8 protein-coding genes are annotated in these 11,105 nt (G+C 75.0%); 3 read left to right on the plus strand and 5 right to left on the minus strand.

The features are described 5' to 3' along the window. Positions 1 to 138: 138 nt before the first annotated feature. The 3 genes from HCN56_RS18845 to HCN56_RS18855 are packed head-to-tail and all read right to left on the minus strand — an operon-like array spanning position 139 to position 3,385. The gene (locus HCN56_RS18845; protein ID WP_167972713.1) at positions 139 to 1,686 is read right to left on the minus strand and encodes a tripartite tricarboxylate transporter permease; all 1,548 of its coding nucleotides are present in this window, start codon (positions 1,684 to 1,686) and stop codon (positions 139 to 141) included. A 2-nt stretch (positions 1,687 to 1,688) separates the two neighbouring features. Beyond that, positions 1,689 to 2,396, minus strand: coding sequence for a tripartite tricarboxylate transporter TctB family protein (locus HCN56_RS18850; RefSeq protein WP_167972715.1), 708 nt, complete (start codon positions 2,394 to 2,396; stop codon positions 1,689 to 1,691). Further along, complete coding sequence (locus HCN56_RS18855) at positions 2,396 to 3,385, minus strand: Bug family tripartite tricarboxylate transporter substrate binding protein (protein WP_167972717.1); 990 nt, start codon at positions 3,383 to 3,385, stop codon at positions 2,396 to 2,398. Before HCN56_RS18855 ends, HCN56_RS18850 begins: the two co-directional genes overlap by 1 nt. 522 nt (positions 3,386 to 3,907) lie before the next feature. Between HCN56_RS18855 and HCN56_RS18860 the strand changes: the two genes are divergently transcribed. Together HCN56_RS18860 and HCN56_RS18865 are read left to right on the plus strand one after the other, a co-directional pair. After that, entirely contained in the window at positions 3,908 to 5,668 is a 1,761-nt protein-coding gene (locus tag HCN56_RS18860) for an ATP-binding protein (RefSeq protein ID WP_167972719.1), read from the plus strand. Next, positions 5,665 to 6,399 (plus strand): response regulator, encoded by a 735-nt coding sequence (locus HCN56_RS18865; protein ID WP_167972721.1) that lies wholly within the window; start codon positions 5,665 to 5,667, stop codon positions 6,397 to 6,399. Before HCN56_RS18860 ends, HCN56_RS18865 begins: the two co-directional genes overlap by 4 nt. A 63-nt stretch (positions 6,400 to 6,462) precedes the next feature. Here HCN56_RS18865 and HCN56_RS18870 read toward each other — a convergent pair whose 3' ends face one another. Both HCN56_RS18870 and HCN56_RS18875 read right to left on the minus strand, forming a co-directional pair. Further along, positions 6,463 to 8,016, minus strand: coding sequence for an alpha/beta hydrolase (locus tag HCN56_RS18870; RefSeq protein ID WP_167972728.1), 1,554 nt, complete (start codon positions 8,014 to 8,016; stop codon positions 6,463 to 6,465). Positions 8,017 to 8,225: 209 nt separating this feature from the next. Beyond that, on the minus strand, positions 8,226 to 9,434 hold the full coding sequence (locus HCN56_RS18875; RefSeq protein WP_167972723.1) for a DNA polymerase III subunit delta': 1,209 nt from the start codon (positions 9,432 to 9,434) through the stop codon (positions 8,226 to 8,228). A 353-nt stretch (positions 9,435 to 9,787) separates the two neighbouring features. Here HCN56_RS18875 and HCN56_RS18880 point away from each other — a divergent pair, with 353 nt between their 5' ends. Then, a complete protein-coding gene (locus HCN56_RS18880; protein ID WP_167972726.1) occupies positions 9,788 to 11,047 on the plus strand; it encodes a choice-of-anchor P family protein in 1,260 nt (419 codons plus the stop codon). Positions 11,048 to 11,105 lie beyond the last annotated feature (58 nt).

Here is an 11,105-nt window from a genome sequence, read left to right on the forward strand (position 1 = left end):
CGTCCCGGCCTCGACCGTTCCACCGCCCGGCCCGAAAGGGGGGCGGCCGGGCGGGGCGCCGCCCCCGCGCTCGGGGCTGCGGGGGCGGCTGCGGCGCGCATGCCCGGGGCCGGCGGGAAGGCCGGGCGCGCGACCGCGTCAGGCGGCGGTACCGGCGCGCTCCTTGCCGGCCTTCTCGGCCAGGCGCGCACGGCGGACCTTGGCCGCGAGCGGCAGGAGAGCGGCGATGACCACCATCACGTAGAGCCCGATCGAGATACCGCTGCCCACCAGGATCGACGGGGCGCCGTCGGAGGCGGCGAGCGCGCGGCGGAGCTCGGTCTCGGCGATCGGCCCCAGCACCACACCGATCAGGGCGGGCGCCACCGGGACGCCGAAGTGGCGCATCCCGAAGGCGAGCGCCGCGATGACCAGCAGCATCACCAGGTGCACGACCGAGCCGTTGATGGCGTACACGGCCAGCACCGAGAAGAGGGTGATGCCGGCGTACAGGTACGGCTTGGGCAGCTTCAGCAGCTTCGCCCACAGCGGGGCGAACGGCAGGTTGATGGCGAGCAGCAGCACCGAGCCGATGAGCAGCGAGGCCAGCAGGGTCCAGACCAGGTCGCCGTTGCGCTCGAAGAGCACCGGTCCGGGCTGCAGGCCGTACTGCTGGAACGCGGCGAGCATGATCGCCGCGGTGGCGGAGGTCGGCAGGCCGAGGCCGAGCAGCGGCACGAGGGTGCCGGCGGCGCTGGCGTTGTTGGCGGATTCGGGGCCGGCGACACCTTCGATGGCGCCCTTGCCGAACTCGCTCTTCTCGCCGCCGCGCTGTTCGCGCCGCTTGGCCAGTCGGCGCTCGGCGCCGAGCGAGAGGAAGGTGGGGATCTCGGCGCCGCTGCCCGGAATGGGGCCGAAGGCGGTCCCGAGGGCGGTGCCGCGCAACCACGCGGGCCAGGAACGGCGCACGTCGCGCTTCTTCAGCCACGGCTTGCCGGAGCGGATGCGGCTGAGGTCGGGGGCGTTGCGGCCTCGTGCCGCCACGTACAGCACTTCACCGAGCGCCAGCATGCCGACGGTGACGATGATGATGTTGACGCCGTCCAGCAGGACCGCGGAGCCGAAGTCGAAGCGGGGGGCGCCGCTCTGGCTGTCGATGCCGACCAGGCCGATGGCGAGGCCGATGAGCAGCGACGCCACGCCGCGGATGACGGAGCCGGAGACGACGGCGGCAACGGCGACGAACGAGAAGATCGTCAGCGCGAAGTACTCGCCGGGGCCGAACTTCAGGGCGAAGTTCACCATGGTCGGCGCGAACATGGCGACGGCGAGGGTGCCGACGATGGAGGCGACGAAGGAGCCGATGACGGCGGTGCCCAGCGCCTGCGGCGCCCGGCCGGCGAGCGCCATCTTGTGGCCCTCGTACATCGTCGCGATCGATGACGCCTGTCCTGGGGTGTTCAGCAGGATCGAGGTGGTCGCGCCGCCGAACATGCCGCCGTAGTAGACCGCGGCGAAGAGGATGAACGCGCTGGTGGCGTCCATCTGGAAGGTGACCGGGAGCAGCAGGGCGACGGCCATGGCCGAGCCCATGCCGGGCAGGACGCCGACGGCGGTGCCCAGCAGCACGCCGCACAGGGCCCACAGGAGGTTGTTCGGGGTCAGCGCTGCCGCGAGACCCTCGCCGAGGAGGTTGAGGGCTTCCATGGTTACAGCACCATCTCCAGAACGCCGCCGGGCAGGTTCAGGCCCAGACCGAACGAGAATCCGACCTGTACGGCGGCCGACATGGACAGGGAAACGACCGCGTCACGCCGCGGGTTGCGCGCGCCGAAGGCGTAGGAGACGCCCCAGAACAGCAGGGTCCCGGCCAGCAACCAGCCCAGCGGCTCCAGCAGCGCGACGTGCACGGCGAGTGCGCCGAGGGTCAGCAGCACGGGCGACCACTCGGTGGGCGGCGCGGGCGGGCCGAAGTCGGCCCCGGCGGCGAGGGCGCGGGCCACGCGCAGGTTGTCGACCGCCATCTTGGCGGCGACCACCAGCAGCAGCACGCCGATGACGCCGGGCACCACGCTCGGCCCGGGGGGTGCGCTGTTGGGCGGGGACTCGATGGTGAGCGCGCCCCAGACGGCTATGACGCCGAAGAGGGCGACGAGGCCGGGGAAGACCCACGCGCCGGGACCGGTCCAGGGGGCGGACTCGGGGTCGTGGACGGGTGCGGCCTCCTCGGTCGGCTCCTCGCCGGCCGGGGTGGTGTCGGCCGGAGCGCCCGACGCCGCGTCCCCTTCGGCTGCCGGATCGGCGGTCGCGGTCGTGGTGGCCGCGGTCGGGGCCGCGGTGGCGGTGTCCTCGGCGGGCGTCGTGTCTCCGCCGGTGGTGCCGGGGCCGCCGGCCGGGTTGTCGTCGCGGTTCGCCATCACAGCCCCAGCGCCTTCACGGTTTCCGTGGTCACCGCGATCTCCTCCTCCAGGAACGCCGTGAACTCGGCGCGGTCCTGATACGTGTCGGTCCACCTGTTGCGTTCGAGCGTGTCGGCCCAGGAGTCGGTCTGCAGGAGCTCGGCGACGAGCTGCTCCAGCCGCTCGGCCTCCTCGTCGGTGATGCCGGGCGGGGCGATGACCCCGCGCCAGTTCGACATCTCCACGTCGAAGCCCTGCTCCAGCGCGGTGGGGATGTCGACGCCCTCCAGCCGCTCCGGTGAGGAGACGGCCAGGGCCCGCAGCGCGCCGCGGTCGATCTGGTCGCTGAAGTCGCCGAGCGTGCCGAAGCCGACCTTGGAGGTGCCCGACAGCATGGAGGTGACGACCTCGCCGCCGCCCGAGTACGGCAGGTAGTTGATGACGCTCGGGTCGACCTCCATGGCCTGACCGACGCGCGCGGTGAAGATCTGGTCGACGCCGCCCATCGAACCGCCCGCCACGGGGAGCTGACGGCCCTGCTCCTCCCAGTCGTCCGCGAGGTCGTTCAGCGTCTCGTAGGGCGAGTCCGCCGGTACGACGACCGCGAGGTACTCGGAGGCGATCTGCGCGATCGGGGTGGCGTCGGCCATGGTGTGCTGCGAGCCGAGCGTCTCCACGGCGCCGACCATGCCCAGCCCGGACATGGTCAGCACGTTGGCCTGGCCCTGGCGGTTGGCCGTCTGCGTCAGCCCGATGGTGCCGCCGGCGCCCTCCGCGTTGGAGACCTCGATGTTGTAGCGGAGGTCCTCCTCACGCAGGCCGTTCTGCATCTCGCGGGCGAGCGTGTCCCAGCCGCCGCCGGGGGCGGCGGGGGCGATCAGCATCAGCTTCTCGTTCGGGCCGCTGCCCGACGCGGCGCTCTGGTGCACGTCGACCAGTGCGACGCCGACCAGGACGCAGGCGGCGGCTATGCCGACCCCCTGTCCCAGTGCCTTGGGCGTCCTCATGCCGCACGTCCTTTCCTGCCTTGCCTTCACGGTCGGGGCCGACCGCGCGAGGCGGGCGCCGGCTCTCCACCGCGTGCGGGCAGGCCCGTCCAGGCCGCCGCACCGCGGTGCACCACAGTGTGAGCGGGGTTACAGGCGCGTACGAGAGCTGTTAACACTGGCGTCATACTGGTCGTATTGGTCGCGGAGACGTGATCGGGGTGTGACCTGACCCACCGGCACCAGGCCGGTACGGGCCGTGCCGAAGGGCCGGTCGGCCCGGGTCCGGCGGGGGTCGCGCGACCGCCGCGACCCCGTCGCCGCCCCGCACGCGCCCGTCCCGACCCCTGTACCGCGTCACCCCGACCGCAGACCGCCCGCCCGCCACCCGGTGGCCCCCCGGTGGCCTCCCGGTGGCGGAACCGATCCCGAACCGTGCCCACCGCCTCTCCCCCGTCGGCCCTCCGCCGCACTAACGTCACGGGACGGAGCGCCCGGCCGCCCCGCCACCACCACCGCACCCCAGGAACCGCCAGGAACACCATGCGTCTCCCGCGCCCCCGCCCGCTCTCCCTCACCGGCTCGCTGTTCGTCGGCTACGCGACGCTGCTCGCGCTCGCCCTCGCGGCGACGGGCGTCCTGTGGATCGCCCAGTTCGACCGCGAGCTGGACCGGCAGTACGCGGAGCGGGTCCTCACCATCGCGCGCTCGGTCGCCGCGATGCCCGAGGTGGGCGGCGCCATGGGCACCCCCGACCCGGCGGCGGTGATCTCGCCGCGTGCCGAGGCCGTCCGGGAGGCGACGCGGGCCGAGTACATCGTGGTCGCCACGACCGACGGCATCCGGATGTCGCACGTCAACCGGGCGCTCATCGGCGAGCTGGTCTCCACGCCGCCGGGGCCGGCCGCGGCGGGCGAGGAGTGGAGCGGGGTGGAGACCGGGACCCGCGGCACGACGGTCCGCGCCAAGGTCCCGCTGACCCACGACGGGAGCGCCGAGGGCCGGCTGGTGGGGTACGTCTCCGTCGGCATCCTCACCTCGGAGATCCACACCGAGGTGAACAACGCCCTCCCGTCGATCCTCGGCACCACCGTCGCCGTGCTGCTGCTCGGCGGGGCCGGCGCGTTCGTGCTGTCGCGGCGCGTCCGCGCCAAGACCCACGGTCTGGAGCCCGGGGAGATCACCGCGCTGCTGGAGGGCCGGGAGGCGCTGCTCTACGCCGTGCGCGAGGGGGTGCTCGCCGTCGACACCGAGGGCCGGGTGACGCTGGTCAACCCGCCGGCGCGCCGCATGCTGGGGCTCCCGGAGGACAGCGAGGGCCGGCCGCTGGCCGAGCTGGGCCCGGCGGACCGGCTGCTGGACGTCGTCTCGGGCGCCGATCCCGGCGAGGACCGCATCGTGCTGGAGGGGGCCCGCATCCTGGTCTGCAACCGGATGCCCGTGCGGGTCAACGGCCGCGCCGCGGGCGCGGTCGTGACCTTCCGCGACCGCACGGAGCTGGACCGCCTGACCGGGGAGCTCGACGGCGCCCGGACGGTGACCCGCGGGTTGCGCGCCCAGTCCCACGAGTACGCCAACCGCATCCACACCGTCGCCGGGATGCTGGAGCTGGGCGCGGTGGCCGAGGCCCGCGACTACCTGACCGACCTGTCGGCCGCCCACGCGCTGACCAGCGGCGAGATCAGCCGCAGCGTGGCCGACCCGGCCGTCGCCGCCCTCGCCCTCGCCAAGTCGGCCCAGGCCTCCGAGCGCGGTTCCGAGCTGCGGCTCTCCCCGATGACGCAGGTGCCGGAGCGGCTGCACGGCGCGCTCCGCGACGACGTGCTGCTGGTCGTCGGCAACCTGGTGGACAACGCCCTGGACTCGGTCGCGGAAACCGGCCCGGGCGGCTGGGTCGAGCTGCTGGTGCGGACCCACCCGGCCGTCCCGGAGCAGCTGCCGCACGACCTGGTGGAGGTCCGGGTCACCGACTCCGGGCGCGGCGTCGCCGGCGGCCTGGCGGAGGAGATCTTCGACTACGGCTTCACCACCAAGGTCTCCCGCGGCGGAACCCGCGGCCTGGGGCTGGCGCTCGTGCGGCAGGTCTGCGAAAGTCGCGGGGGCACCGTCGGGGTGGAGGTACTGACGCAGGAGAACGAAGAGGGAGCAGTGTTCACCGCCTATCTGCCCGACGTCGAGCGCGAGGCCCCGCGCGGGGCGCGACCCGGCGGTGGAAGCCCCGACACGGCCCCCGATACGCCGCCGGCGCCCCACGGCCGGAGCGCCGGAGCGTCGGCGCCGCACGGACGGGCGGGCCGCAGATGATCACGGTGCTGGTCGTCGACGACGACGTGCGGGTCGCCCGCAACCACCACGACCTGGTGCAGTCGCTCCCGGGGTTCACCGCCATCGGCGTGGCGCACACCGCGGCCGACGCCCTGACCGAGATCGAGCGGCTCCGCCCCGATCTGGTCCTGCTCGACCTCTACCTCCCGGACGGCACCGGCACCTCCGTGCTGCGGACGGTCCGCGCCCCGGAGGGCGGCATCCACCCGGTGGACTTCCTGGTGATCACCGCGGTCCGGGACATCGAGCACGTGCGCGCTGCGCTCCACGGCGGGGCGGTGCACTACCTGCTGAAGCCCTTCCCGCTGACCGCGCTCCGCGACCAGCTGGAGCGGTACGCCGTGGCGCGGCGCAGCATGGTGGACGCCGGGCCCGCCACCACGCAGCACGACGTCGACCGGCTGTTCGGGCTGCTGCGCCCTGCGGCGGCCGGGCGCTCGCTGCCCAAGGGGCTGACCACCGCGACCAACGAGCTGATCGCCGGGACGCTGCGGGAGGCGGAGGGCGACCTGTCGGCGGTGGACGTCAGCGAGCGGACCGGGGTCTCCCGGGTCACCGCGCGCCGGTACCTGGAGCACCTGTGCGCAGACGGACGCGCCGAGCTGCGGATGCGCTACGGCACGGCGGGACGCCCGGAGCACCGGTACCGCTGGGCGGGATCGGGGCCGGGATCGGGGTCGGGGCCGGCCGAGGGCGGCGCGGCGGGCTGAACCCGGCCCCGCCCGCCCCGCCCCTCCGGACGGTCCGGGGCCGGCCGCGCGGGCGGCGGTGCGTCAGCAGGCGGCGTCGGGTCCGGGGACGGTGCCGTCGAGCAGGTAGGCGCCGACCGTGTCGTCGACGCACGGGTCGGCCCCGTAGGCGCCGTGGCCGTCGCCGTCGTAGGTCAGCAGCGTCGCGGACTCCAGCTGCTCGGCGAGCCCCTCGGCCCAGGCGTAGGGCGTCGCCGGGTCACGGGTGGTGCCGACCACCAGGATGTCGTCCGCGCCCTCGCCGGTGACGGGACCCGGCTCGCCCTTGGCCTCCACCGGCCAGGTGGCGCACATCAGCGTCGCCCAGGCGAAGTCGCGGCCGAAGGTCGGCGACGCCTCCTCGAAGGAGTCGAGCGCCGCGCGGACCTCCTGCGCGTCGGCGAGCGCGGGCGGGGCGTCCAGGCAGCTGATCGCCGGGAAGGCGTACATGATCGTGCCGTAGCTCCCGGCGGCGTCCCGGTCGTGGTAGGCGTCGGCCAGTCGCAGCAGCGGGGCGCCGTCGCCCTCCCCGGCGGCCCGCAGCGAGTCCCGCAGTTCGGGCCAGAGCGCCGGGGAGTAGAGCGCCTGGGCGACGCCGGTGGTGGCCAGCGACTCCGTGAGCCGCCGGTCCTCACCGGTGGGCAGCGGTTCCTCGTCGAGCTCCTCGAAGAGCTCCGCGAGAGCGGCGGCACCGTCGACCGGGCAGTCTCGCTGCGTGTCGCAGTTGGCGAGGAACGCCTCCAGCGCCGTCTCGAAGCCGGCGGCCTGCTGCCGGTCGCGTTCCAGCGCGTCCAAGCGGGGGTCGATGGCGGCGTCCAGCACGAGGCGGCCGACGCGCTCGGGGAAGAGGTCGGCGTAGACGGCGCCGAGCTGCGTGCCGTAGGAGACGCCGTAGTAGTGGAGCCGGGTGTCGCCGAGCACCGCGCGCAGCAGGTCGAGGTCGCGGGCCGACTCATCGGTGGAGATGTGTTCGAGCAGGCGGCCGGAGGAGGCGCTGCACCCCTCGCCGAACTCGGTGAGGGCCTCGACCAGGGCCTCTTCCTCCTCCTCGTCGTCGGGGGTCCGGTCGACCTGGGTGAAGGCGTCCATCGCGCTGCCGTCCCAGCACTCGACGGGCTCGCTGCGGCCGGTGCCGCGGGCGTCCAGCGCCACCATGTCGTACCCCGCGCGCACCGGCTCGGGGAACCCCGTCCCGGCGTATCCCTGGAGGTAGTCGATGGCGGAGGCGCCGGGGCCGCCGGGGTTGACCAGCAGCGACCCGATCCGCTCCTCGCGCGGGCCGGTCGCCCGCTTCCGGGAGACGGTCAGCTGGAGGTCGTCCGCGCCCGCCTGCGCGTAGTCGAGCGGTGCGGTGAGGGTGGCGCACTGGTAGCCGGGGACGCCGCAGTCCCGCCAGCTCAGCTCCTGCTCGTAGTACGGCAGCAGCTCCTCCGCGAGGTCGTCGGGCACCGGGCTCGCCTCGCCCACCGGCTCGGTGCCGGGCGCTGCCGCGGAGGGAGACGACTCGTCCTCCGGGTCGCCGGTGGTGCAGCCCGAAAGCAGCACGGCCGCCGCGGTGAGCGCGACGGCGGGGGCTCGGAAGGAACGGGTGACGGGCATGGTTCCCCAGTGCATCGGTGCGGACGGTGGTGAACGATCGCTGAGCAACGAGCGTATCGGGCCCGCCGGGCGTCCGGTGCGGGCAGCCCAACTGCCGGGCGGGTCAGCCATCTTGTACGTCTGTGTACATCGGGCCCGGTCGGGGCGGCGTGAGGCCGCCGCCGCGCGCCGACCGCGGTGCCGGGCCGGGCGGGCGGGGGATCACGGTGTCAGGGGGCGCGCAGTGTCATGGCCATCGCCTCCACCGCCAGCAGCGGGGACACGTTGCGGTCGAGCGCCTCGCGGCAGGCGAGGATCGCCTCGATACGGCGCAGCGTCTGCTCGGGCCGGGAGGCCGCCGCCGCCTCGGCCACACTCTGCTCGGTACTGCCGCCGGCGGCGGCCAGCGAGGTACCGAACTGGTGGGCCAGCACGTCGCGGTAGAAGCCGGTGAGGTCGGTCAGCGCGAGGTCCAGCGCGTCGCGCTGCACGCGGGTGGCGCGACGCTTGTGGCGGTCCTCCAGCTCCTTCATGGCGCCCGCCGTGCCGCGCGGCATCCGCTTGCCGTCGCCGCCGCCGAGCGCCGCGCGCAGCTCCTCGGTCTCCTTCTCGTCCAGCTCCTCGGAGAGCTGCTTGGCGTCCTCGGTGGCCGCGTCGATCAGCTCCTGCGCGGCCTTCAGCCCGCCGCCCACGTCCCCGACCCGGCGCGGCATCCGCAGGACCGCCTCGCGGCGGGCCCTGGCCCGCTCGTCGGTGGCGAGGCGCCGCGCCCGGCCGATGTGGCCGCGCGCCGCCTGGGCCGCACCCGCCGCCAGCTCCGGCGGGACGCCGTCGCGCCGCACCAGCACGTCGGCGACGGCGGCGACGGAGGGGGTGCGGAGCGCGAGCAGGCGGCAGCGCGAACGGATCGTCGGCAGCACGTCCTCCACCGACGGGGTGCACAACAGCCAGACGGTGCGCGGGGCGGGCTCCTCCACGGCCTTGAGCAGCACGTTCGCCGCCCCCTCCGTCAGCCGGTCGGCGTCCTCCAGGACGATGACCTGCCAGCGGCCGACCGCCGGGGAGAGCTGGGCGCGCCGCACCTGCTCACGGGTCTGCTTCACGCCGATGGTCAGCAGGTCGGTCCGCACCACCTCGACGTCGGCGTGGGTACCGATCAGGGCGGTGTGGCAGCCGTCGCAGAACCCGCAGCCGGGCGCGCCGCCGAGGGCGCGGTCCGGGGAGACGCACTGGAGCGCCGCGGCGAAGGCGCGCGCCGCGGTCGAGCGGCCCGAGCCGGGCGGCCCGGTGAAGAGCCAGGCATGGGTCATCGCCGATCCGGAGACCTGCGGCGTCTCACCCGCAGCCGCCGCGGTGACGTAGGCATCGGCGTCGCGGGCGGCGGCGGTCAGCTGCTCCACCACCGGGCCCTGGCCCACCAGGTCGTCCCAGACCGCCATCGCTCTCCCACATCTCGTGCCGCCGCTCCGGGGCGCACCCGCCGAACGTCCCCCATTGTGCGGCACGCCTCGGACAGCCCGGCGCGTCGCCCGCCCCCGCCGCCCGCCGGTCACGTCAGGTGGCGGGAGAGGGGCGGTGGGCCGGACGGGGTGGCCGGTCAGCCGTCCGGCGGCGGGTGTCACCCGGCCGGACCGACTCCAGGGGAACGGCCGGCGGCGCGGTGAGAGCTTGGGTCCGTCACCGAATCATCACCTTGTGTTCTCATCTGATCACTCGTTGTTCTCATTGTCCGCTGTCCGGCTGCGCCGTCGGATCGATCCCGTCGCACCGGACCGGCCGAAGGAGTACCTGCATGCCCTCTCCCCTCCCCCGTCGCACCGCCCGCGCGCTGGCCACCGCCGCCGTGGTCACGCTGCTCGCACCCACCGCCTCCGCGACCGGCCTCTCCGCCGCGGCGGAACCGGCCTTCGCCGTCGAAGCCGCGCCGCCCGCGGCCCCCGGTGCCCCGGAAGCCTCCGCAGCCTCCGAAGCCGACGCGGCCCACGAAGCGTCCGCTGCCGACGCAGCCGGCGGCGGTTCCCTTCCCGGCGCGGCGGCGCCGGCGCCGCCGCCGTCGCTGCGGCCGCTGCCCGCATCCGAGAGCCTGTCGGCCACCTCCTCCGGCGCCGACGCCGTGGGCCAGGGGCTCAGCCTCGTCAGCGAGACCCCCGCGACCCGGCTGGACGAGGCGCGCGCCGCACTCGCCGAGGGGCCCGCGGCGCAGAGCACGCAGCGGCTTTCCGTCGACGGCGTGGGCTGGGCGACCGTCCTCTACGCCGAGACGCGGGTCGACCGCTCCGGCTCCGTGGACGCCACTGCCGGTGCCGGTTCGCTGCGAATGGACCTGGGGTCGGCCACGGTCGAGCACGGCGCCGTCGACGCCCGCTGCACCGCCCGCGCCGACGGCACCACGGACGGAGCGGCCACCCTGGTCGACGCCCGTCTCTTCCCCGGTCGGCTCGCCGCGCTGCGGCTCGACCACGCGCCCGCGCCCAACACCGAGATCGAGTTGCCCTCGGGGCTGGGCCGGATCGTGCTCAACGAGCAGCTGCGCGCGCCGGACGGCTCCCTCACCGTGACCGCGCTGCGCGTCGAACTGGCCGGTCAGAACCCCTCCCGGCTCGCCGTCGGCACCGTCCGGTGCCTGCCGGGCTCGCACGCCGGAACCGGCGAGGACGTGCCGGCCGGTGACGCGGCCGCCCACGACGGGGCCGACGGGGCGACGGAGGCCGGCAGCGGCTCCGAGGCCGCCGACACTCCCGCCCGGACCACCGCGACCGTCCATGCGCGGGCCGTCGAGGCGGGTCGCGGCGCGGACGTTCCGGGCGTGGTGCTGGAACTCACCGACGCCCAGGGCCGGGTGGCCGGGGTGTGCGTGACCACCCGCGAGGGCTGCACGATCGAGGACGTCGCCCCCAGCTCCTCGACGCTCTGCGTGGTCGACGCCCCCTCCGGCTACCGGCTGCCCCAGGACCGGGAGGAACGCTGCGCCGGTCCGTTCCGCGTGATGGCCGGCGACGAGCTGCGGCTGCACGGCGCCTTCACGCTGGAGCGCGCGACAGCCCGTTCCTGAGCGGACCGGCGACCGGGCCGGCGGTCGGTGCCTCCCGGGCACCCACCGCCGGCCCGCC

Origin of the sequence: Streptomyces lonarensis (assembly GCF_012033735.1) — a bacterium.
Lineage (GTDB): Bacteria > Actinomycetota > Actinomycetes > Streptomycetales > Streptomycetaceae > Streptomyces > Streptomyces lonarensis.

Coding starts and splice junctions, on each gene's coding strand:
- HCN56_RS18845 (WP_167972713.1), bottom strand. CDS start 1,686: ATGGAAGCCCTCAACCTCCTCGGCGAGGGTCTCGCGGCAGCGCTGACC.
- HCN56_RS18855 (WP_167972717.1), bottom strand. CDS start 3,385: ATGAGGACGCCCAAGGCACTGGGACAGGGGGTCGGCATAGCCGCCGCC.
- HCN56_RS18850 (WP_167972715.1), bottom strand. CDS start 2,396: ATGGCGAACCGCGACGACAACCCGGCCGGCGGCCCCGGCACCACCGGC.
- HCN56_RS18860 (WP_167972719.1), top strand. CDS start 3,908: ATGCGTCTCCCGCGCCCCCGCCCGCTCTCCCTCACCGGCTCGCTGTTC.
- HCN56_RS18870 (WP_167972728.1), bottom strand. CDS start 8,016: ATGCCCGTCACCCGTTCCTTCCGAGCCCCCGCCGTCGCGCTCACCGCG.
- HCN56_RS18865 (WP_167972721.1), top strand. CDS start 5,665: ATGATCACGGTGCTGGTCGTCGACGACGACGTGCGGGTCGCCCGCAAC.
- HCN56_RS18880 (WP_167972726.1), top strand. CDS start 9,788: ATGCCCTCTCCCCTCCCCCGTCGCACCGCCCGCGCGCTGGCCACCGCC.
- HCN56_RS18875 (WP_167972723.1), bottom strand. CDS start 9,434: ATGGCGGTCTGGGACGACCTGGTGGGCCAGGGCCCGGTGGTGGAGCAG.